Raw genomic sequence first — 22,952 nt, forward strand, 5'->3', positions numbered from 1 at the left:
GGATGATGGCATCAAACAGCACAACACGAACAGTAAAATCTATGTCCCATTCAGACCACGATCACGACCATCATCACGAGCCTAAAACCCTTGACAGCCTGCTGGAAAAAGCGGCTACCGAGCCGGCTTATCGCCCGGCGTTTTTCCGCAAACTGCTGGAATCCACCGTTTGGGTGCCGGGCACTGCCGCAGAAGCAGAAGATAAAGCCATTGTTGAAGACAGCGCGCTGGATATTCAACACTGGGAAAAGGACGACGGCCAGTCGGTGATCCCGTTTTTCACCTCTCTTGAAGCTCTGCAACAGGCGGTGGACACCGAACAAGCATTTGTGGTGATGCCTGCCCGTACGTTGTTTGAAATGACGCTCGGTGAGACGCTGTTCCTCAATGCGAAATTACCGACCGGTAAAGAGCTCACACCGCGTGAAATCAGCCATCTGGTTGGCAAAGATGACAGCCCGTTAAGCCAGCAGGAAGTGCTGGAAGGCGGCATGTCGCTGCTGCTTTCCGAAGTGGCAGAACCACCCGCACAGATGATCGATTCACTGACCAAACTGTTTTCGACCATCAACCATGTGAAATGCGCGTACCTGTGCTCTATCAAAGAGAAAAATGACGCCCAGGCGAATTTTCTGATTGGTATCGAAGCCGAAGGCGACATTGAGAGCGTGATTGAGGCGGCAGGCAGCGTGGCGATGGATACTTTACCCGGCGATGAGCCGGTGGATATTTGCCAGGTGGTGAAAGGGGAACACGGGGTCAGCCATTTTATGATTGCCCACATCACTCCTTTCTACGAGCGCCGCTGGGGCAGTTTCCTGCGCGATCTGAAAAACAACCGCATTATCTGATGAGTCGACGGGCTTAGCCCGTCGCTTCCAGTAGCAGTAAATCCATCAGTAAAACCAGATTCGACTCAAACGACGTCACTCCGGCCGCTTCGGCGGCAAAGTGCACGGCCTCGTCATAGAGCGCAAAATGCACATCCGCGAGATTTGCCAGCGTGTTCGCCGACGCGCGGGTAAACGCGATGACCGTCATGCCGACATTTTGCGCAATCCGTGCTTTATCCAGCACCTGCTCCGTTTCACCGCTTCGCGATACGGCGATAAATACCTGATAACGCGCCGCGTTGCTGAGGAAGATATTGCGGCTGTCGCCGGGACCGGAGATAAACGCCGTCTTACCCATCACCTGCAATTTTTTCGTCAGATACTCCGCAAACAGATATGAGAACCCGGCGCCATAGAGAAAAAAGCTCTCTTTCTCGCGCAGTAGGGTGACGAACTGTTGGCGCTTTTCTTCCGTCACCCACTGAAATGTCTGCTGGTAGTTCGCCATAAACTGATGAAACAGCGTGGGCAGGGCGTTATTGCTTTCCACGGCCTGCTCTGGAATATGGGGCGTATCGGCCAGAAGCAGTTTGCAGTGCCAGATAAACTCGCTATAGCCACTAAACCCCAGTTTCTGGCACAGGCGCATGATGGTGGCAGTCGAGACAAATGTCGCTGTCGCCAAATCGCGAACGGTGATATTGCCCACCAGCAACGGGTGGTCCGTCAGGTGGGCGAGTACCCGGTATTCGGCGCGGGTGAGGGATTCCCCGCGTGTCAGAAGGGGAGCTAAACGGTTATCCATTTATGCGGGTTCAATCGGCAAGTCGTCGCGCGCGCCCCATTCACTCCAGGAACCATCGTACAGTTTTACGTTTTCCGCCCCGAGGGTGGTCAGCGCCAGGATGACGACGGCGGCGGTCACACCCGAACCACAGCTGGCAATAATCGGTTCCTGCAGATTAACGTCCTGACGTCTGAAGATGGCGTCCAGTTCATCCGTTGTTTTCAGCTCGCCGTTCACCACCAAATCGCCCCACGGCACATTTAGTGCGCCGGGAATATGGCCACGTTTCAGGCCCGCACGGGGCTCATCCGCCTCGGCGTTGAAACGGGCTGCCGGGCGGGCATCCACAATCTGTGCGGTACGTTCGTGGCTGACCAGCAGCACGTCGGTCAGGCGTTTAACCACGGAAGGGTCGAATTTCGCGTCAAAATCGGACTGCGGCAGGTCGGCGTCACCTTGCTCAAGCGGCAACTCATCGCGCTGCCAACCCGCCAGCCCACCCGCCAGAATCGAGACCTGCTCGACGCCGAAATTGCGCAGCATCCACCAGGCACGCGGGGCAGAGAAGAGGTTGCCTTCATCGTAGATCACCAGGTGTTTGTCGTGGCTTACGCCCAGCTCGCGCATGGCAACGGCAAAGGCTTCCGGGCGCGGTAACATGTGCGGCAGCGGGGTGGCGTGGTCAGAAAGGGCTTCGATATCAAAAAAGACCGCGCCGGGAATGTGCCCGGCACGGTATTCGGCGGTCATATCACGGGTATGTTCCTGGCCTGCAGGTGCCATACGGGCATCAATGACCTGAACCTCAGGGTCATTGGCGTGTTCAATCAGCCAGTCGGCCGACACAAAAAAAGAGGTGGACATGGTTGCCTCCGGGTCATCAACAAGAAACGCGTCATACTTCAGGTTACAGGTGTGTTGGCTACACGCGTTCACTCCAGTCATTTACTCCAGTAAGCTCCCGGGAATTCTCTCACTTGCCGCCTGCCTGCAACTTGAATTATTTAGGGTATATTCTGAATTGTTAACGTTTTTTCCTGACCCGACAAGCAACCATCGCAAAAGGCGCGAGTAATCTCGTTATTTTTGTACCACTTTGCCGTTTTCCCAGGCTTTTTGCAGCGCAGGCCAGTACTCACGGTTTGCCTCGATCATCTCATCCAGAATCGTTTTGGCGTGCTGCATGGTTGGCACGGTACGATTAAGGGTAAAGGCCTGCAGGGCTTTTTCATAGCTGCCCTCGATAGTCGCTTCAACCAGCAACTGTTCCGACGCCAGTTGTTGCATCAATAACGTTTGATGGAACAACGGCACGGCGCCCATGCGCACTGGCTCTGCCCCTTCGGCGGTGATGTAGGCAGGCACTTCCACCATGGCATCGTAGGGCAGATTGGCAATCGCCCCTTTGTTTTCGACGATAACCAGATGGCGCTGACGCAAATCAAAGGCCAGCGAGCGGGCCACATCGACAATGAATTCACCGTGTACCCCAACGTGGAAGGCATCCGACAAAATCCCGGTACGCTTATACTCTTCCGCCGCTGCAAACAACTTTTTCTCGCGCCCGTTCATCACTTCATTAGCGCGGGTATAGTTCGGATCCTGATGTTCAACAATGTCGTCAGGCATCAGGTAATACTGCAGATACGGATTCGGCAGATAATCCGGGAAATGGTCCATGATTGGCTTGATATTGCGCCAGGTTTTTACCCATGAGGGATCCGAGTGCTGCGGGTCGGTTTGCGCGGCATCTTCGGTCAGCAGGCCAAAGCGGGCGACATGCTCACGCAGTTGCGGCAGCTTGTCTTCGCCATCGACCAGCACGCGGGTAAACCAGCCAAAGTGGTTCAGGCCGAAGTAATCTACCACCAGTTTATGGCGATCGACACCCAGCACGGCACCCATATTGCGCATCGCCGCTACCGGCATATCGCAGATATTCAGCACGCGAGCGTCAGGGCGCAGGCGGCGAACCCCTTCGGCCACAATCGCCGCCGGGTTGGAGTAATTCACAATCCACGCTTTTTTGTCGGCGTAGCGCTCGACATAGTCGATCAGCTCCACCATTGGCAGAATGGTGCGCAGGCCGTAAGCCAGCCCACCAGGCCCGCAGGTTTCCTGGCCGACGACGCCGTGGCGCATGGGGATTTTTTCATCCTGCTCACGCATTTTGTACTGGCCGACGCGCATCTGGGCGAAGACAAAATGCGCACCGCTGAATGCCACTTCCGGATCGGTGGTGACGGTAAATTTGATGCTCTGGCTGTGGTCGCGCAGCACTTTTTCCACCACCGGCGCAATGGTGCTCTGCCGGGCTTCGTCGATGTCGTAGAGACGAATTTCTGCCAGCGGAAACTTCTCCAGCTGTACCATCAGGCTCTTCACAATCCCTGGAGTATAGGTGCTGCCGCCACCGGCGATAGAGAGAATAAACGGGGGTTTCAACATCTTTAGTCTCCTTTAGAGAAACGCCTCAACGGCTTCTCGCATTTTTTTGACATGCAGCCCGTAGACCACCTGAATGTTATTGCCTTGTTTGACGACCGCTTTCGCCCCTGTCGCTTTCAGGCGCGGTTCATCAATGGTGGCGACATCTTTCACCGTGACGCGCAGACGGGTGTAACAGTTGTCCACCACCTCAATATTGCCGCGGCCACCCAGTCCTTCGATGATCGCCTCGCCCAGCCCGTCGTTGTTACCTTTGGCCTGGTAATCCTGCTTGCTGTACAGACGCGTCTCTTCCTCGGCCTCTTCACGGCCTGGCGTCTTCATGTCGAAACGCAGGATCAGGAAGCGGAAGATCACGAAATAGAGGGCAAACATAATCAGCCCGACCACGATGTACATCGGCCAGTTAGATTTCCCGGTGCCCAGCGGCAGGTTGTAGAGAATGAAATCAATGATGCCGTTTGCGCCAATCGCGTGGACGCCAAACAGGTAGAACAGCATCATGCCGATGCCGGTCAGTACCGCATGCACGACGAACAGCAGCGGGGCAACGAACAGGAATGAAAACTCGAGAGGTTCGGTGACCCCCACCAGAATCGAAGTGAGCGCGGCGGGGATGAGAATCGCTTTTGCTGCCGCTTTACGTTCGGGCTTCGCGGTCAGGTACATGGCGAGTGCCGCGGCAGGCAGGCCGAACATTTTACTGATGCCACGTGCGTCCCACACCACCGTGCCGCTGAGTTGTTTCACGTCCGGACAGGCCATTTCGGCAAAGTAGATATTGCGCGCCCCCTGGTACATGGAGCCGCATACCTCCTGGGTGCCGCCCAGTTCGGTGTATAAAAACGGTGTGTAAACCAGGTGATGCAGGCCTGTGGGCACGAGGATGCGCTCAAGGAAGCCATAAATCGCCACGCCAAACGGCCCGGCACCTTTAATGGCCGTTGCCAGTGTGCTGATGCCGTGCTGGGCGAAAGGCCACAGCTCGCTCATCAGAACGCCCAGTACTATGGAGACGGGCAGCATGATGATGGCGACAAAGCAGTGCCCGGAATAGATAGCCATCGCCCCGGAAAACTGTACGCCTGAATATTTGTTGTACACATATCCCGACAGCGCGCCGGTGAGGATCCCGGCGAAGACACCCATTTCCAGCACCTGTACGCCCAGCACCATGCTCTGGCCCGCCGCTTTCATCTGGTCTGCCGCCGCCAGTCCGCCCTGCATCTGCAAAGTGACATTCATAGCATTGATAAAGACGATAAACGTCACCAGACCAATGAGTGCGGCATAGCCTTTATCGCGTGCCGCAAGGCCCACAGGGATACCCACTGCGAATACCAGCGCCAGGTTAACCAGCACGGAGACGGCAGATTTAGCAATCAACTGTCCGGTATGCTGAATCATCGGGTGGCCGAGGAACGGCAGATATTCTGCCAGGTTGCCGTTGCCGAAAATATTACCGAAGGCGATAAACAGGCCGACAATCGGCAAAATCAGCACCGGACCAAAGAGGGACTTACCGAAATTTTGTAGGGCGTTAACGGCTCTGCTCATCATGTTCTCTCTTATATGAACCGCGAAAAATAGGGTGAAGATGCACTAACGTTAGCAGCTACACGGGAAAATAAGCTATCTATCCTATTGTTTTAAAAACAAATGACTTAAAAGGTAACATGTAACGTTACGACCTGTGATCGCGGTAACATGCCCGGTCAAGCATGATGAGCACAGCGAAACGCTTTCCAGAATCTGGGAGGGTGTTTGTAATCGGCAAAGTCGCGCATAATACTTACGCTTAACGAATTAACAGGCTTTGTGGGCCAGGGATAAAGGATGAAACTGATACGTTCGGCGGCGATCGCGATCGCCTTCTTAAGTGCGTTCATATTGGCAGGCTGTGATAACAACGATAAACCGCAGCAAGTGCAGGCCGCCCCGGCTGCTGCAGCGCCGGCTACGAGTCAAACACCACCCGCGAAACCGGATGTCGAAAAACTCAAACAGCTGGCGGCGAGCAGTGAAGGCAAGCCGTTAACGCTGGTGGATGCCTCTGAGGTCCAGCTTGAAGGCGCTGCTGCCCTGGTGCTGACCTTCTCTATCCCGCTCGACCCGAATCAGAACTTTGCCCAGACTGTCCACGTGGTGGACAAAAAGAACGGCAAAGTGGATGGGGCATGGGAGCTCTCCACAAACCTGAAAGAACTCCGTCTGCGACACCTTGAACCGAACCGCGAACTGCTGGTATCGGTTGACCGGGGCCTGGTGGCGCTCAACAAAGCTACCTTTGGCATCGATTACGAAAAGGCCATTACCACCCGCGATATTCAGCCGACCGTTGGCTTTGCCAGCCGGGGGTCATTATTGCCCGGTAAAGTTGTCGAAGGGCTGCCGGTGATGGCGCTCAACGTCAACAATGTGGACGTGAACTTCTACCGCGTGAAGCCCGAATCTCTGGCCGCATTTGTCAGCCAGTGGGAATACCGCAATGCGCTGACGAACTGGGAGTCGGACAACCTGCTGAAAATGGTCGATCTGGTCTACACCGGTCGGTTCGACCTGAATCCGGCGCGCAACACTCGTGAAAAGCTCCTGCTTCCGCTGGGGGAAATCAAGCCGCTGCAGCAGGCAGGGGTTTATATCGCGGTCATGAATCAGGCGGGGCATTACAGCTACAGCAATGCCGCCACCCTCTTTACACTGAGCAACATTGGTCTGTCCGCTCACCGTTATCATAACCGGCTGGATATTTTCACCCAGAGCCTCGAAAACGGCGCGGCGCAATCGGGTATCGATGTCGTACTGCTCAATGATAAAGGGCAGACGCTGGCGCAGGCGACCAGCGATGCGCAGGGCCACGCCACGCTGACAACAGACAAAGAAGCGGCGCTGATTCTGGCGCGCAAAGATGGCGAGACGACGCTGCTCGACTTGCAACTTCCGGCCCTCGATCTGGCGGAATTTGCTATTGCCGGGGATCCCGGTTATAGCAAGCAATTCTTTATGTTTGGCCCGCGCGATCTCTATCGCCCTGGCGAAACGGTGATTTTAAATGGTTTGCTGCGCGACACTGACGGTAAACCACTGGCCGATCAGCCCGTGAAGCTGGAAGTGGTGAAACCGGATGGCCAGGTGATGCGTACCGTAGTGAGCCAACCGACAAACGGTCTGTACCATTTCACCTATGCGATTGATGCCAGCGCGCAAACCGGGACGTGGTCGATTCGTGCCAATACCGGGGATAACCAGCTGCGGAGCTGGGCTTTCCATGTGGAAGATTTTATGCCTGAGCGTATGGCGTTGAATCTGAATCCACAGCCGACGCCGCTTAAGGCAGAGGATGATGTGGACTTCAACGTTGTAGGCTATTACCTGTACGGTGTGCCTGCGAATGGCAATACCCTGCAAGGCCAGCTCTATCTGCGTCCATTACGTGAGGCGGTAAAAGCGCTGCCGGGCTTCCAGTTTGGCGATATCGCCGATGAAAATCAGACCCGCACGCTTGATGAAGTCCATTTGACGCTGGATGAAAAAGGCCATGGTCAGGTATCAGCGCCGAGCCAGTGGAAGGATACCCACTCGCCGTTACAGGTGATTTTGCAGGCCAGCCTGCTGGAATCGGGTGGTCGCCCGGTCACCCGTCGTGCGGAACAGGCTATCTGGCCTGCGCCAGTGTTGCCGGGGATTCGCCCGCAGTTTGCCTCGAAGGCGGTTTACGATTACCGCACCGATACCACCGTCAACCAGACTATCGTTGATGAAAACGGCAATGCCGGTTTTGACATTGTCTATACCGATGCGCAGGGCGTAAAAAAAGCGGTCTCTGGTCTGCAGGTCCGGCTGATCCGCGAGCGCCGCGACTACTGCTGGAACTGGTCGGAAAGCGAAGGCTGGCAGTCACGGTTTGACCAAAAAGATCTGGTGGAGAACGAGCAAACTCTGGATCTTGCCGCCGATGAAACCGGGAAAATTACCGTACCGGTAGAGTGGGGCTCGTATCGCCTGGAAGTGAAAGCGCCTGATGAAAGCGTCAGCAGCGTCCGTTTCTGGGCGGGCTACAGCTGGCAGGACAACAGTGACGGAACCGGGGCCGCTCGTCCTGACCGTGTCACTATGAAACTGGATAAACCTGCCTATCAGCCGGGCGACACCATCAAGTTGCACATCACTGCGCCTGCGGCAGGTAAAGGCTACGCCATGATTGAGTCCAGCGAAGGGCCGTTGTGGTGGCAGGAAATCGATGTCCCCGCAACCGGCCTCGATCTCTCCATTCCGGTGGATCAGAAATGGCGTCGCCACGATCTCTACCTGAGCACGCTGGTGGTGCGTCCGGGGGATAAATCAAAATCGGCAATGCCAAAACGCGCCGTGGGCTTGCTCCATTTACCTATGGGTGATGAAAACCGCCGTCTTTCCGTCGCACTGGAAGGACCGCAGAAAATGCGCCCGAACCAGCCGCTGACGGTCAAAGTGAAGGCCAGCCTCAAAAACGGCACCGTGCCAAAACAGGTTAACGTGCTGGTTTCTGCTGTGGATAGCGGGGTGCTGAATATCACGGATTACGTCACGCCGGATCCGTGGGAAGCCTTCTTTGGGCAAAAACGCTATGGCGCGGATATCTATGACATCTATGGTCAGGTGATTGAGGGACAGGGCCGTCTGGCGGCGCTACGTTTTGGCGGTGATGGCGACGATCTCAACCGTGGCGGTAAACCACCGGTTAACCATGTCACGATCATCGCCCAACAGGCCCAGCCGGTCACGCTGGATGACAACGGCGAAGGGACCGTCACGCTGCCTATTGGCGATTTCAACGGTGAACTGCGCGTCATGGCGCAGGCCTGGACGGCGGAGGATTTCGGTAACAGCGAAAGCAAAGTGATTGTGGCCGCACCCGTTATCGCGGAGCTGAACACGCCGCGCTTCCTGGCCGGTGGTGATACCAGCCGCCTGACGCTCGATATCACGAACCTCACCGATCGGCCACAGGCGCTGAATATTGCGCTGGCGGCAAAAGGCTTACTGGCGCTGGAAAGCGAACAACCGAAGCCGGTAAACCTTCCGGCAGGGGCGCGGACGACTCTCTTTATTCCGGTACGTGCGCTGGATGGTTATGGTGACGGTGAAGTGACGGCTGCGATTTCAGGCCTGACGCTGCCGGGAGAAACCTTCGCGACGCAGAATAAATCGTGGAAAATCGGTGTGCGTCCGGCTTATCCGGCGCAAACCATCAGTAGCGATGTCATGCTTTATCCGCATGAGAGCTGGAATGCACCAACTGAACATACGAAACGTATTTCGCCAGTGGCTTTGCAGGGGCAGTTGCTGCTCAGCGGGCGTCCTTCACTCAATATCGCCCGTTACATTCAGGAGTTGAAAGCCTACCCGTACGGTTGCCTTGAGCAGACGGCGAGCGGTTTGTTCCCGTCCTTGTATACCAACGCCGCTCAGCTAAAGGCGATGGGCATCAAGGGTGAAAGTGATGAACAGCGCCGTGCGGCCGTGGAAATTGGTATCTCCCGTCTACTGCAAATGCAGCGAGATGACGGCGGCTTCTCGTTATGGGACAAAAACGGGCCGGAAGAGTACTGGCTGTCCGCTTACGTGACCGGCTTCCTTGTGCGCGCCTCTGAACAGGGTTACAGCGTGTCGGTGGAGGCGCTGAACAATGCCAACAGCCGCCTGCTGCGTTACTTGCAGGATCCGGCGGTGATGGCGGTGCGTTACAGCGACGATGTACAGGCGACCAAATTTGCAGCGCAAAGCTATGCAGCGCTGGTACTTGCTCGCCAGCAGAAAGCCCCGCTCGGTGCGCTGCGCGAACTGTGGCAGCGCCATGCTCAGGCGAAAGCCGGTCTGCCGCTGCTGCAGTTGGGTGTTGCCCTCAAACTGATGGGCGACGTACCGCGTAGCGAACAGGCACTGGCGCTGGCGTTAACCACGCCGCGTGCGAAGGCGCAGCGCTGGATGGCGGATTACGGCAGCGAACTGCGTGATAACGCGCTGATGCTGTCGCTGCTGGAAGAAAACTCGCTGCTGCCGGATGCGCAGAATAAGCTACTGACTACTCTGTCTGAACAGGCATACGGTCAGCGCTGGCTCTCCACGCAGGAAAGCAACGCGCTCTACCTGGCGGGTCGCCATCTGCAGAACTTGCCGGGCACCTGGCAGGCACAGACCTCCCTGACCAGCGAAGAGCTGAAGGGCGACAAACCGCAAACGCGTGAACTCAATGCGGATCAGATGACCGCATTGACGGTAACGAACACCGGTGAAAGCCCGATGTGGTTGCGTCTCGATAGCACCGGGTATCCGGAGTACACCCCGGCACCGGCCAGCAACGTCCTGAACATCGAACGCCAGATCCTCGGTACCGATGGACAGACAAAATCGCTGGCTTCGCTGAAAAGCGGTGAACTGGTGCTGGTCTGGCTTGAAGTGCGTGCCAGCCACAACGTGCCGGATGCGCTGGTGGTCGACCTTCTGCCTGCCGGGCTGGAACTGGAAAACCAGAACCTGGCGAGCAGCAGCGCGAGTCTGCAGGATAGCGGCAGCGAAGTGCAGGAATTACTCAACCGTATGCAGCAGGCTGATATTGCCCATATGGAATTCCGCGATGACCGCTTTGTCGCCGCTGTCTCTGTGAGCGAAGGACAGCCTGTGACGCTGGTTTACCTTGCGCGAGCGGTGACGCCTGGGACTTATCAACTGCCGATGCCGCAGGTGGAATCAATGTATGTGCCGCAGTGGCGGGCGACGGGAGCCGCGAGCGGTCCGTTGATCGTTCGCCCGTAACATGAGCAAAAGGCGCACCTGGCGCTCCCGCGGGCTTTGGCTTGCGGGAGCGTTTCTTCTTATCCCACTGGGACTCTTCATTGCCGATAAGTTCTGGCCGTTGCCTTTAAAAGAGGTCAACCCGGCGCGGGTGGTGGTGACGGAGGATGGTACGCCGCTCTGGCGCTTCGCCGACGCCGAAGGGATCTGGCGTTATCCGGTGGCGATTGAGGATGTCTCTCCGCGCTATTTGCAGGCGCTCATCGAATATGAAGATCGCTGGTTCTGGAAGCATCCTGGCGTAAACCCGTTTTCTGTCGCCCGTGCGGCCTGGCAGGATCTGCGGGCGGGCAGGGTTATCTCTGGCGGCAGCACGCTCACCATGCAGGTTGCGCGTCTGCTCGATCCACATCCTCGTACCTTTGGTGGCAAAGCCCGGCAGCTATGGCGCGCACTACAGCTGGAGTGGCATCTCTCTAAACGCGACATTCTGACGCTCTATCTTAACCGCGCCCCGTTTGGCGGCACGTTGCAGGGTGTCGGGGCGGCAAGCTGGGTTTATCTGGGAAAATCTCCCGCGCAGCTAAGCTATGCGGAGGCCGCGCTGCTGGCCGTGTTACCGCAGGCACCGAGCCGTTTGCGCCCTGACCGCTGGTCGGAACGCGCACAGGCGGCGCGAGATAAAGTGCTGGATCGCATGGTCTCACAGGGCGTGTGGAGTCAAAAACAGGTTGAGGAGTCGCGTGAAGAGCCGGTCTGGCTGGCGCCTCGCCAGATGCCGCAACTCGCGCCGCTCTTCTCCCGCTATATGTTGAGCAAAGACCCGAGCCTCAAAATTACCACTACGCTCGATGCCAGCCTCCAGCGTCAGCTTGAAGATCTGGTCGCAGGCGTGAAGTCCCGTCTGCCGCAGCGTAGCTCATTAGCCATCATCGTTATCGACCACACGGACATGAAAGTGCGTGGCTGGGTGGGATCGGTGGACATTAATGACGACAGTCGTTTTGGCCATGTTGATATGGTCAGCGCCACCCGTTCGCCGGGTTCGGTCTTAAAGCCCTTTATTTATGGCCTGGCGATGGATGACGGTCTGATTCATCCCGCCTCGTTGCTCCAGGATGTGCCGCGACGCACGGGTGACTATCGTCCCGGTAATTTTGACAGCGGTTTTCACGGCCCGGTCAGCATGAATGAGGCGCTGGTCCGCTCTCTCAACCTTCCCGCTGTCCAGGTTCTGGAAGCGTACGGACCGAAGAAATTTGCCGCCACGCTGCGCAATGCCGGACTGCCGCTTAAACTGCCGGAAGGTGCGGAGCCCAATCTGTCACTGATTCTCGGAGGGGCAGGGGCACGGCTGGCGGATATCGCTGCGGCCTATAGCGCCTTTGCACGTCACGGCAAAGCCGGGCAGCTACGCTTTCAGCCGGACGATCCGCTAATGGAAAGGACGCTGATGTCGCCGGGCGCAGCGTGGATTATCCGTCGTATTTTGGCCGGGGAAGCGCAGCCGCTACCGGATAGCACCCTGCCGCAGGTGGTGCCACTGGCGTGGAAAACCGGCACCAGCTACGGCTATCGTGATGCCTGGGCCATTGGGTTGAATAGTCGCTATGTGATTGGCGTCTGGACGGGCAGGCCGGACGGTACGCCAGTTGCCGGGCAATTTGGTTTTGCCAGCGCGGTGCCGTTGCTCAATCAGGTGAACAATATGCTGCAGCCGCGTTCGGCGCTGGAGCTGGCGCGTTTACCGCAGGATCCGCGCCCGGAATCGGTCAGCCGGGATGTGATTTGCTGGCCTGGTGGGCAGAGCTTACCGGAAGGCGACAGTAACTGCCGTCGTCGTCTGGCGACCTGGCTTCTGGATAACAGCCAGCCGCCCACGATGTTAATGCCGGAACAAGAAGGGGCGCGCGGTATCCGTTTCCCGGTGTGGGTAAACGCGCAGGGGGAACGGGTTGCGGCAGATTGCCCCGATGCGCAGCAGCGGACGATCATTGTCTGGCCTTTGCCGCTTGAACCCTGGTTACCCGATGGTGAGCGTCGGGCGGCAAGATTGCCTGCACGCTCGAAAACGTGTCCGCCGCGTGATGAAAATGCACCGCCGCCGCTCCTGCTCTCGGGGATCCGCGATGGCGCGGTCATCAGGCGGTTGCCGGGGCGTGCGCAGGTGACATTGCCGTTGCAGACCACTGGTGGGGAAGGGCAGCGCTGGTGGTTTTTAAACGGTGAGCCGCTGGACAACCATCAACAAATATTAAGTCTTAACCTTGATAAAACCGGCCAGTATCAGTTATTGGTTATGGATGACACCGGACAGGTTGCGGCGGTAGAGTTCACGGTGCAATAAAGCAATGTAGAGACGTTTTGGTGAATGGTGTTGCTAAAACTCGTCTTATTTTAAAAAAATGTTACCTTCATCCATAGGCAACACCCGCGTTGCTCTTTATAATTCGCGCCAGGTCATACGTATGTATGTACGACAACAGAACAACTTACAGGGGTTAACATGGCTATTGAACGTACTTTTTCCATCATCAAGCCGAACGCGGTGGCAAAAAACGTTATTGGTAGTATTTTCGCGCGTTTCGAATCTGCTGGTTTCAAGATTGTTGGCACGAAAATGCTGCATCTGTCCGTTGAGCAGGCTCGCGGCTTCTACGCTGAGCACGATGGCAAGCCGTTCTTCGACGGTCTGGTAGAGTTCATGACCTCCGGCCCGATCGTGGTTTCCGTACTGGAAAGCGAAAATGCAGTGCAGCGTCATCGTGATCTGCTGGGCGCAACCAACCCAGCTAACGCACTGGCGGGTACCCTGCGCGCTGACTACGCGGACAGCTTCACCGAGAACGGCACCCACGGTTCCGATTCTGTAGAATCTGCCGCGCGCGAAATCGCCTATTTCTTCGGCGAAGGCGAAGTTTGCCCGCGCACTCGCTAATTTCCGCCGCTCTTCGCGCCAGGTTGTGCGAAGCCCATCGGAAAATGTAAGCAGATTTACACTTTATTTTGTCAATGCCGCGCGCAGTCGTGGCATCTGTACAGCAGAATTTGTACAATGCAGCGCCCCTGGAATTGCAAAACGCATTCCCGGGGCGCTTCTTTTTTCAACCCTCCAGGGGCCATAACGTGTAATAACGAGGCCGGAATACAAAACTATGTCTGAACATATTGTCACGCCTGAGAACGTCGCACTGACGACTCCCAATAAAGATGCAAAACTCAACCTGCTGGATTTGAATCGTCAGCAGATGCGCGAGTTTTTTAAAAACTTAGGCGAGAAACCCTTCCGCGCCGATCAGGTGATGAAGTGGATGTACCATTATTGCAGCGACGATTTTGATGATATGACCGATATCAACAAGGTCCTGCGTAACAAACTCAAAGAAGTCGCGGAAATCCGCGCCCCGGAAGTCGTTGAAGAACAACGTTCTTCTGACGGTACCATTAAATGGGCGATCGCCGTTGGCGATCAGCGCGTTGAAACGGTGTATATCCCGGAAGACGATCGCGCCACGCTGTGCGTTTCTTCGCAGGTTGGCTGTGCGCTGGAGTGTAAATTCTGCTCCACGGCGCAACAGGGCTTTAACCGTAACCTGAAAGTGTCAGAAATTATTGGCCAGGTATGGCGTGCGGCGAAAATCGTCGGTGCGGTAAAAGCGACCGGCGTACGTCCTATCACCAATGTGGTGATGATGGGCATGGGTGAACCGCTACTGAACCTGACCAACGTCGTGCCGGCAATGGAAATCATGCTCGATGATTTCGGTTTTGGCCTGTCCAAACGTCGCGTGACTCTGTCAACCTCCGGTGTGGTTCCTGCGCTGGACAAACTGGGTGACATGATTGACGTTGCGCTGGCGATTTCCCTGCATGCGCCGAACGACACTATCCGTGACGAAATTGTCCCGATCAACAAAAAGTACAATATCGCCACTTTTCTGGAATCAGTTCGCGGCTACATTTCGAAGTCCAATGCCAACCAGGGCCGCGTGACCATCGAATACGTTATGCTGGATCACATCAATGATGGTACCGAGCATGCGCATGAATTGGCGGAATTGCTGAAAGATACACCGTGCAAGATCAACCTGATTCCGTGGAACCCGTTCCCGGGCGCGCCGTATGGCCGCAGCTCGAACAGCCGTATCGATCGTTTCAGTAAGGTGCTGATGAACTATGGTTTCACCACCATCGTGCGTAAAACACGCGGTGATGACATCGACGCGGCATGTGGTCAGCTGGCAGGTGAAGTGATTGACCGTACGAAACGTACCCTGCGTAAACGTATGCAGGGCGAGTCGATTTCGATTAAAGCGGTTTAAAGTTGTGGCGTCGCGGCGGGCTTCTGTGTCGCGACGCATAAATATGCTGATTTAATCGCCTGAGTATCCTTGCGTAATCAATAATTACGGTGCGTTTCTCTCGACTTTAAGGCAGTATGTAGCGATGGAACAACAGCTTAGCAAAAGTACCAAAAGCTGTTCTGTTATGACCGGCCTGACAGTCTTATACTGTCGGTCTAAATTTAACTGACCCTGACATTTCGCGGCGCGCCCAGGCAATGCTTACTACGCGCCTGAATCCTAAATTTTCACGTACCAGCAGTTGTAGCGAATGAATACTGAAGCCACTCACGACCAAAACGAAGCACAAACCACCGGCGTTCGTCTGCGCAACGCCCGTGAACAACTCGGACTCAGCCAGCAGGCGGTAGCTGAGCGCCTCTGCCTCAAAGTTTCCACGGTCCGCGATATTGAAGACGATAAGGCTCCTGCCGAATTAGCTTCAACATTCCTGCGTGGTTACATCCGCTCGTATGCGCGTCTGGTGCATATCCCGGAAGAAGAGCTGCTGCCGATGATTGAGAAACAGGCACCGATTCGGGCGGCAAAAGTCGCGCCGATGCAGACCTTTTCCCTGGGAAAACGCCGTAAAAAGCGTGACGGCTGGTTAATGAGCTTTACCTGGCTGGTGCTGTTTGTGGTTGTTGGCCTGACGGGCGCATGGTGGTGGCAAAACCACAAAGCGCAGCAGCAGGAAATCACCACGATGGCCGATCAGTCATCCGCAGAGCTGAATGCCAGCGGTAACGGCGAAGGGCAGAGCGTTCCGCTGAATAACGATGCGGCCAGCACGCCGACAGAAGCGCCGAATACGGCAGCGACGACGCCGGTTGAACCTGCAGCCCCTGCTGCAACGGCACAGGCGCCAGCGGCAACCGCACACTCAAACGTCGTCGTACCGCCTTCTCAGGCACCGATTACCTCTCCTGCCACGCAGCCAACGGCCACCGTGAATAACTCGCCGCTGCCGACTGATCAGGCGGGTATTACCTCCCCGAGCGCCACGCATGCGCTGGTTATGAACTTCAACGGCGATTGCTGGTTAGAAGTGAGCGATGCGAGCGGTAAAAAATTATTTAGCGGTGTCCAGCGTAAAGACGCAACGCTGAATTTATCCGGCCAGGCGCCTTATAAGCTCAAAATCGGTGCACCTGCTGCGGTACAGATTCAATATCAGGGTAAACCTGTCGATCTGAGCCGTTTTATCAGAACTAACCAGGTTGCACGCCTGACCCTCAATGCCGAACAATCAGCAGTACAGTAACAGACGGGCAACGCGGGAGATTTTTCATGCATAACCAGGCTCCGATTCAACGTCGGAAATCGAAACAGATCTACGTTGGTAATGTGCCGATTGGCGATGGTGCCCCCATCGCCGTGCAGTCAATGACAAACACCCGCACCACTGACGTGGACGCGACGGTCGCGCAGATCAAGGCGCTTGAGCGCGTTGGCGCTGACATCGTTCGTGTCTCCGTTCCTACCATGGACGCGGCGGAAGCATTCAAACTGATTAAGCAACAGGTGAATGTACCGCTTGTCGCGGACATCCATTTTGACTACCGCATTGCGCTGAAAGTCGCGGAATATGGCGTGGATTGTCTGCGTATTAACCCGGGCAACATCGGTAGCGAAGAGCGTATTCGCACCGTCGTGGATTGCGCGCGCGACAAAAACATTCCCATCCGCATCGGCGTTAACGCCGGTTCTCTGGAAAAAGATCTGCAGGAAAAATACGGTGAGCCAACGCCACAGGCGCTGCTCGAATCCGCTATGCGCCATGTCGATCATCTGGATCGTCTTAACTTCGATCAGTTCAAAGTCAGCGTAAAAGCCTCCGATGTATTCCTGGCCGTTGAGTCCTACCGTCTGTTGGCAAAACAGATCGATCAGCCTTTGCACCTTGGGATCACCGAAGCGGGCGGCCTGCGTAGCGGTTCCGTGAAATCGGCGATTGGTCTGGGTCTTCTGCTTTCAGAAGGGATCGGCGATACACTGCGTGTCTCGCTGGCGGCGGATCCGGTTGAAGAGATCAAAGTTGGCTTCGATATCCTGAAATCACTGCGTATCCGTGCACGTGGCATCAACTTTATCGCCTGTCCTACCTGTTCGCGTCAGGAATTTGACGTGATCGGCACCGTCAATGCCCTTGAGCAGCGCCTGGAAGATATCATCACTCCGATGGATGTTTCGATCATCGGTTGCGTGGTGAACGGTCCTGGCGAAGCGCTGGTTTCCACGCTGGGCGTGACCGGCGGCAACAAGAAAAGCGGCCTTTACGAAGATGGCGTACGCAGAGACAGGCTGGATAACAACGATATGATCACCCAGCTTGAAGCCCGCATTCGTGCGAAGGCATCAATCCTGGATGAAGCGAATCGTATTGATGTACAACAGGTAGAAAAATAACGTGATGGGAAGCGGCTGGCTTCCCGTGTATGATGAACCCGCAAGGCGCAAGCCCTGAGGGTTCATTTTTTGTATTCAAAAAGAGAATAAACGTGGCAAAGAATATTCAAGCCATTCGCGGCATGAACGATTATCTGCCTGGCGAGACCGCCATCTGGCAGCGCATTGAAGGCACACTCAAAAACGTGCTCGGCAGCTACGGTTACAATGAAATCCGTTTGCCGATTGTAGAGCAGACCCCGTTATTCAAACGCGCGATCGGTGAAGTGACCGACGTGGTTGAAAAAGAGATGTACACCTTTGAAGATCGCAACGGTGAAAGCCTGACGCTGCGTCCAGAAGGGACAGCGGGCTGCGTACGCGCCGGCATCGAGCATGGTCTTCTGTACAATCAGGAACAGCGCCTGTGGTATGTCGGCCCTATGTTCCGCTACGAGCGCCCGCAGAAAGGTCGCTACCGCCAGTTCCATCAGCTGGGTGTCGAAGTGTTTGGCCTGCAGGGCCCGGACATTGACGCCGAACTGATTATGCTCACCGCGCGCTGGTGGCGTGCGCTGGGTATCTTCGATCATGTTAGCCTCGAACTGAACTCCATTGGCTCCCTGGAAGCGCGTGCAAACTATCGCGATGCCCTGGTGGCGTTCCTTGAGCAGCATAAAGAGCAACTGGACGAAGATTGCAAACGCCGTATGTACAGCAACCCGCTGCGCGTACTGGATTCCAAAAATCCGGAAATTCAGGCGCTTTTGAACGCGGCGCCAGCGCTGGGCGATTATCTGGATGAAGAGTCTCGCGAACACTTCGCGGGCCTGTGCAAACTGCTCGAAGCGGCAGGCATTGCCTACACCGTCAACCAGCGTCTGGTGCGCGGTCTTGATTATTACAACCGCACCGTTTTCGAGTGGGTAACCACCAGCCTGGGTTCCCAGGGAACGGTCTGTGCAGGTGGCCGTTACGACGGCCTGGTCGAGCAGCTTGGCGGTCGCGCGACTCCGGCGGTTGGCTTCGCGATGGGTCTTGAACGACTTGTTTTGTTGGTTCAGGCAGTTAATCCGGAATTTAAAGTAGAATCCGTTGTCGATATATACCTGGTAGCGTCGGGCGAAAACGTACAGTCCGCAGCAATGCAACTGGCTGAACAGGTACGCGATGCGTTACCTGACGTTAAGCTCATGACGAACCACGGCGGCGGTAATTTCAAAAAGCAATTTGCCCGTGCCGATAAGTGGGGCGCTAAGCTCGCACTGGTGTTGGGTGAGTCTGAAATCGCTGACGGTAACGTTGTAGTGAAGGATTTACGCTCTGGTGAGCAAAATACGGTAACGCAGGACAGCGTTGCGGCGCATTTGCGCACACTACTGGGCTAATCTCCCCGGTGAATTATCGTTAAGGAGAAGGACTGCGTGGAAATTTACGAGAACGACAACGAACAGGTCGACGCGCTAAAACGCTTCTTTGCTGAAAACGGCAAAGCGCTGGCTGTTGGTGTCATTTTAGGTATTGGTGCGTTAGTTGGCTGGCGCTACTGGACAAGTCACCAAACCGAAACAGCAAGATCGGCGTCACAAGGCTATGAAAACGCGATTACCGCGATTCGTGCTGATAAACCCGAAACGCTGACTGCGGCGGAGAAATTCGCGGCAGAGAACAAAAATACCTATGGCGCACTGGCTTCACTGGAACTGGCGCAGCAGTATGTTGACCGCAATGAGCTTGAAAAAGCGTCTGCGCAACTGCAGCAGGGGCTTGCCGCCACCAGCGATGAAAACCTTAAGGGTATGATCAACATCCGTTTGGCCCGTATCCAGGTACAGCTTCAGCAGCAAGATGCCGCGCTGAAAACGCTTGATAGCGTGAAAGGCGATGGTTGGGCAGCAATTGTTGCCGACCTGCGTGGTGAAGCGTTGCTGAGCAAAGGCGACAAACAAGGTGCACGCACCGCCTGGGAGAATGGCGTTAAAAACAACGCATCTCCGGCGCTGAGTGAAATGATGCAGATGAAAATCAACAATTTGTCCATCTAAGAGGGACCCGATGCAATTGCGTAAATTACTTCTGCCTGGGCTGCTGTCCGTCACCTTACTGAGCGGTTGTTCCCTGTTTAACGGCGAAGAAGATGTTGTAAAAATGTCCCCTTTGCCGACGGTTACGAACCAATTTAATCCGTCTACCGCGTGGAGCACTTCTGTGGGTAGCGGTATTGGCGAATTCCATTCGAATTTACATCCTGCGCTTGACAGTGGCGTCGTCTACGCTGCTGACCGTCGCGGTAGGGTAAAAGCAGTTAGCGCGAGCGATGGCAAAGAAGTCTGGTCCGTTAACCTGGCTGAAAAATCCGGCTGGTTCTCCAGCAGTCCGGCGCTGTTGTCCGGTGGCGTGACCGTCGCAGGCGGCCATGTCTATGTGGGCAGCGAAAAAGCGAAGGTCTATGCGCTGAACGCCAACGACGGTTCCGAAGCATGGAAAACCAACGTTGCGGGTGAAGCGTTATCCCGTCCTGTCGTCAGCGACGGCCTGGTGCTGATTCATACCAGCAACGGCCAACTGCAGGCGCTCAATGAGAGCGATGGCGCGGTAAAATGGACGGTTAACCTGGATATGCCATCTCTGTCTCTGCGTGGCGAATCTGCACCGTCTGTTGCCTATGGCGCTGCCATTGTGGGCGGCGATAACGGTCGCGTAAGCGCCGTGCTGATGCAGCAGGGCCAGATGATTTGGCAGCAGCGTATTTCTCAGGCAACCGGGCCGACAGAAATCGACCGTCTGAGCGATGTCGACACAACGCCGGTGATTGTGAACGGCGTGGTTTATGCGCTGGCTTACAACGGCAACCTGACGGCGCTGGACCTGCGTAGCGGCCAGATTATGTGGAAACGCGAGCTGGGTTCAGTGAGCAATTTCATTGTCGACGGCAACCGCATCTATATGATCGACCAGAATGACCGCGTTCTGGCGCTGACCACCGACGGTGGCGTGACGCTGTGGACACAAAACGATCTTCTGCACCGTAACCTTACCGCTCCGGCGTTGTATAATGGTTACATCGTGACCGGTGATAGCGAAGGTTACATGCACTGGATTAACGTCGAAGACGGGCGTTTTGTCGCGCAGCAGAAAGTAGACAGCTCCGGTTTCCTGACCGATCCTGTTGCTGCGGATGGCAAACTGCTGATCCAGGCTAAAGACGGTACGCTGTACGCCATCACGCGTTAATCGCGCGAAGGTGGTCGTTGGTGAGAAGACGGCTCCTGTTGCAGGGGCCGTTTTACTGTTTTTAAAACGCCGCCAGCGCTGTGACGTTTTGATTTTGAATTCTAAGTAATGAGGCTTTAAACATGATACCTGTGGTCGCGCTGGTCGGGCGCCCTAACGTTGGAAAATCCACGCTTTTTAACCGTTTAACACGCACCCGTGATGCGCTGGTAGCGGATTTTCCGGGGCTGACCCGTGACCGTAAGTACGGTCGTGCAGAAGTCGAAGGTCGCGAATTTATCTGTATCGACACGGGCGGTATCGATGGTACGGAAGATGGCGTCGAAACCCGCATGGCGGAACAGTCGCTGCTGGCGATTGAAGAAGCCGATGTGGTGCTGTTTATGGTGGATGCGCGCGCCGGGCTGATGCCAGCGGATGAAGCCATTGCCAAACACCTGCGTTCGCGTGAAAAACCGACATTCCTCGTCGCCAACAAAACGGACGGTATGGATCCGGATCAGGCCGTTGTCGATTTCTACTCCCTTGGCTTGGGTGAAATTCACCCGATTGCTGCCTCCCATGGCCGCGGTGTTGTCAGCCTGCTGGAACATGTTCTGCTGCCGTGGATGGACGAAGTCGACCCACCGGAAGAGCTGGATGAGAACGCCGCCTACTGGGCGCAGTTCGATGACGGCAAAGATGAAGAAGGCGAAGAAGAAGAGCCAGAAGACGACTTCAACCCGCAAGACCTGCCTATCAAGCTGGCGATTGTCGGGCGTCCTAACGTCGGTAAGTCCACCCTGACTAACCGCATCCTCGGCGAAGATCGTGTCGTGGTTTATGACATGCCAGGCACCACGCGTGACAGTATCTATATCCCGATGGTGCGTGATGAGCGTGAATACGTTCTGATCGACACTGCGGGCGTGCGTAAACGCGGGAAAATCACCGAAGCGGTGGAAAAATTCTCGGTAATCAAAACGCTGCAGGCGATTGAAGACGCCAACGTGGTGATGCTGGTTATCGATGCCCGTGAAGGCATTTCCGATCAGGACCTCTCGCTGCTCGGCTTTATCCTCAATAGTGGGCGCTCACTGGTCATCGTAGTGAACAAGTGGGATGGCCTGAGCCAGGAAGTCAGAGAGCAGGTGAAAGAGACCCTGGACTTCCGTCTGGGCTTTATCGACTTTGCTCGCGTGCACTTCATCTCTGCCCTGCACGGCAGCGGCGTAGGTAACCTTTTTGAATCCGTGCGTGAAGCCTACGACAGCTCGACCCGTCGTCAGAGCACCGCAATGCTGACCCGCATCATGAATATGGCGTCCGAAGATCACCAGCCGCCGCTGGTCCGCGGTCGTCGCGTGAAGCTGAAATATGCTCACGCCGGTGGTTATAACCCGCCAATTGTGGTGATTCACGGTAACCAGGTTAAAGACCTGCCGGATTCCTACAAGCGCTATCTGATGAACTACTTCCGTAAATCACTGGATGTGATGGGGACACCTATCCGCATTCAGTTCAAGGAAGGGGAAAACCCGTATGCGGATAAACGCAATACACTGACGCCAAACCAGATGCGTAAACGTAAGCGCTTGATTAAACATATTAAGAAAGGTAAGTAAGGTCAGAAACACCGGTGGCGTTATCGCCATCGGGTGACATCATGGGAGGATATTTATGGATCTTAAATGCCCAACCTGCCACAACCCGCTGGAATTGACTGGCACGCATGGACACTGCTTTGGCTGTGATAAAGATTACGCACTCAACGCGCTGTGCCCCGATTGCCATCAGCCGCTGGATGTTCTGAAAGCGTGCGGGGCGGTGGATTACTTCTGCCAGCACGGTCATGGACTGATATCGAAAAAGAGAGTGGAGTTTGTCCCACTCTGAGTGCATCAACGCCGCCGTTAAACGCGGCGTTTTTTGTGCACAGAAAACCCCCAGCTAGGCTGGGGGTTCCGGAAAGCTTTCAGCTTTAAGCCAGTTATCAAAACCCCTTTTGATTTGTTAAAACATCTTGCGGTCTGGCAACTGCAAAAGTTCAACAAGAAATCAAAAGGGGGTCCCAATGGGGGACGAGAAGAGCTTAGATAGTGTCGTCACAAGATTTTAGCCCAGAGAGCGATGCATCTGATCTGGACGGCAGCGAGAAATGAGGCC

16 protein-coding genes are annotated in these 22,952 nt (G+C 55.6%); 12 read left to right on the forward strand and 4 right to left on the reverse strand.

The features are described 5' to 3' along the window. The first annotated feature begins 41 nt into the window (after window positions 1–41). Entirely contained in the window at window positions 42–851 is an 810-nt protein-coding gene (gene sseB, locus ACSZPU_RS03545; protein ID WP_498995528.1) for an enhanced serine sensitivity protein SseB, read from the forward strand. Between the two features lie 13 nt (window positions 852–864). Here sseB and ACSZPU_RS03550 read toward each other — a convergent pair whose 3' ends face one another. From ACSZPU_RS03550 to ACSZPU_RS03565, 4 genes are all read right to left on the reverse strand, one after another. After that, window positions 865–1,638, reverse strand: coding sequence for a MurR/RpiR family transcriptional regulator (locus tag ACSZPU_RS03550; protein WP_498995530.1), 774 nt, complete (start codon window positions 1,636–1,638; stop codon window positions 865–867). Further along, entirely contained in the window at window positions 1,639–2,484 is an 846-nt protein-coding gene (gene sseA / locus ACSZPU_RS03555) for a 3-mercaptopyruvate sulfurtransferase (protein ID WP_498995533.1), read from the reverse strand. A 216-nt stretch (window positions 2,485–2,700) separates the two neighbouring features. Continuing rightward, on the reverse strand, window positions 2,701–4,068 hold the full coding sequence (locus ACSZPU_RS03560; protein ID WP_498995535.1) for a 6-phospho-alpha-glucosidase: 1,368 nt from the start codon (window positions 4,066–4,068) through the stop codon (window positions 2,701–2,703). 12 nt (window positions 4,069–4,080) lie between these two features. Further along, on the reverse strand, window positions 4,081–5,625 hold the full coding sequence (locus ACSZPU_RS03565) for a PTS transporter subunit EIIC (protein ID WP_498995565.1): 1,545 nt from the start codon (window positions 5,623–5,625) through the stop codon (window positions 4,081–4,083). A gap of 279 nt (window positions 5,626–5,904) precedes the next feature. Between ACSZPU_RS03565 and ACSZPU_RS03570 the strand changes: the two genes are divergently transcribed. The 11 genes from ACSZPU_RS03570 (at window position 5,905) to ACSZPU_RS03620 (ending at window position 22,682) form a co-directional block, all read left to right on the forward strand. Continuing rightward, entirely contained in the window at window positions 5,905–10,863 is a 4,959-nt protein-coding gene (locus tag ACSZPU_RS03570; protein WP_498995538.1) for an alpha-2-macroglobulin family protein, read from the forward strand. Window position 10,864: 1 nt separating this feature from the next. Next, window positions 10,865–13,189: a peptidoglycan glycosyltransferase PbpC gene (gene pbpC / locus ACSZPU_RS03575; RefSeq protein WP_498995540.1), complete on the forward strand. Its 2,325-nt coding sequence runs from the start codon at window positions 10,865–10,867 to the stop codon at window positions 13,187–13,189. Window positions 13,190–13,348: 159 nt separating this feature from the next. Next, the gene (gene ndk / locus ACSZPU_RS03580; RefSeq protein ID WP_498995543.1) at window positions 13,349–13,780 is read left to right on the forward strand and encodes a nucleoside-diphosphate kinase; all 432 of its coding nucleotides are present in this window, start codon (window positions 13,349–13,351) and stop codon (window positions 13,778–13,780) included. A gap of 217 nt (window positions 13,781–13,997) precedes the next feature. Beyond that, on the forward strand, window positions 13,998–15,164 hold the full coding sequence (rlmN, locus tag ACSZPU_RS03585) for a dual-specificity RNA methyltransferase RlmN (protein WP_498995545.1): 1,167 nt from the start codon (window positions 13,998–14,000) through the stop codon (window positions 15,162–15,164). A gap of 292 nt (window positions 15,165–15,456) precedes the next feature. After that, a complete protein-coding gene (gene rodZ, locus ACSZPU_RS03590; RefSeq protein WP_498995547.1) occupies window positions 15,457–16,449 on the forward strand; it encodes a cytoskeleton protein RodZ in 993 nt (330 codons plus the stop codon). A 26-nt stretch (window positions 16,450–16,475) separates the two neighbouring features. Next, window positions 16,476–17,594: a flavodoxin-dependent (E)-4-hydroxy-3-methylbut-2-enyl-diphosphate synthase gene (gene ispG / locus ACSZPU_RS03595; protein WP_498995549.1), complete on the forward strand. Its 1,119-nt coding sequence runs from the start codon at window positions 16,476–16,478 to the stop codon at window positions 17,592–17,594. Between the two features lie 92 nt (window positions 17,595–17,686). Then, a complete protein-coding gene (hisS, locus tag ACSZPU_RS03600; RefSeq protein ID WP_498995551.1) occupies window positions 17,687–18,961 on the forward strand; it encodes a histidine--tRNA ligase in 1,275 nt (424 codons plus the stop codon). A 36-nt stretch (window positions 18,962–18,997) separates the two neighbouring features. Continuing rightward, a complete protein-coding gene (locus tag ACSZPU_RS03605) occupies window positions 18,998–19,618 on the forward strand; it encodes a YfgM family protein (protein ID WP_498995554.1) in 621 nt (206 codons plus the stop codon). A gap of 10 nt (window positions 19,619–19,628) precedes the next feature. Then, window positions 19,629–20,807 (forward strand): outer membrane protein assembly factor BamB, encoded by a 1,179-nt coding sequence (gene bamB / locus ACSZPU_RS03610; RefSeq protein WP_498995555.1) that lies wholly within the window; start codon window positions 19,629–19,631, stop codon window positions 20,805–20,807. 122 nt (window positions 20,808–20,929) lie between these two features. Further along, window positions 20,930–22,411, forward strand: coding sequence for a ribosome biogenesis GTPase Der (der, locus tag ACSZPU_RS03615; RefSeq protein WP_498995558.1), 1,482 nt, complete (start codon window positions 20,930–20,932; stop codon window positions 22,409–22,411). A 55-nt stretch (window positions 22,412–22,466) separates the two neighbouring features. After that, window positions 22,467–22,682, forward strand: coding sequence for a zinc ribbon domain-containing protein (locus ACSZPU_RS03620; protein WP_498995560.1), 216 nt, complete (start codon window positions 22,467–22,469; stop codon window positions 22,680–22,682). Window positions 22,683–22,952 lie beyond the last annotated feature (270 nt).

The sequence above is a fragment of the Phytobacter sp. V69 genome, assembly GCF_965644215.1.
GTDB lineage: Bacteria > Pseudomonadota > Gammaproteobacteria > Enterobacterales > Enterobacteriaceae > Phytobacter.

Excerpts from the sequence above, each read along its gene's own strand:
- ACSZPU_RS03560 (WP_498995535.1), bottom strand. The coding sequence starts at position 4,068 with ATGTTGAAACCCCCGTTTATTCTCTCTATCGCCGGTGGCGGCAGCACC.
- bamB (WP_498995555.1), top strand. The coding sequence starts at position 19,629 with ATGCAATTGCGTAAATTACTTCTGCCTGGGCTGCTGTCCGTCACCTTA.
- ACSZPU_RS03565 (WP_498995565.1), bottom strand. The coding sequence starts at position 5,625 with ATGAGCAGAGCCGTTAACGCCCTACAAAATTTCGGTAAGTCCCTCTTT.
- ACSZPU_RS03620 (WP_498995560.1), top strand. The coding sequence starts at position 22,467 with ATGGATCTTAAATGCCCAACCTGCCACAACCCGCTGGAATTGACTGGC.
- sseA (WP_498995533.1), bottom strand. The coding sequence starts at position 2,484 with ATGTCCACCTCTTTTTTTGTGTCGGCCGACTGGCTGATTGAACACGCC.
- pbpC (WP_498995540.1), top strand. The coding sequence starts at position 10,865 with ATGAGCAAAAGGCGCACCTGGCGCTCCCGCGGGCTTTGGCTTGCGGGA.
- ispG (WP_498995549.1), top strand. The coding sequence starts at position 16,476 with ATGCATAACCAGGCTCCGATTCAACGTCGGAAATCGAAACAGATCTAC.
- ACSZPU_RS03550 (WP_498995530.1), bottom strand. The coding sequence starts at position 1,638 with ATGGATAACCGTTTAGCTCCCCTTCTGACACGCGGGGAATCCCTCACC.
- sseB (WP_498995528.1), top strand. The coding sequence starts at position 42 with ATGTCCCATTCAGACCACGATCACGACCATCATCACGAGCCTAAAACC.
- rlmN (WP_498995545.1), top strand. The coding sequence starts at position 13,998 with ATGTCTGAACATATTGTCACGCCTGAGAACGTCGCACTGACGACTCCC.
- der (WP_498995558.1), top strand. The coding sequence starts at position 20,930 with ATGATACCTGTGGTCGCGCTGGTCGGGCGCCCTAACGTTGGAAAATCC.
- rodZ (WP_498995547.1), top strand. The coding sequence starts at position 15,457 with ATGAATACTGAAGCCACTCACGACCAAAACGAAGCACAAACCACCGGC.
- ndk (WP_498995543.1), top strand. The coding sequence starts at position 13,349 with ATGGCTATTGAACGTACTTTTTCCATCATCAAGCCGAACGCGGTGGCA.
- ACSZPU_RS03570 (WP_498995538.1), top strand. The coding sequence starts at position 5,905 with ATGAAACTGATACGTTCGGCGGCGATCGCGATCGCCTTCTTAAGTGCG.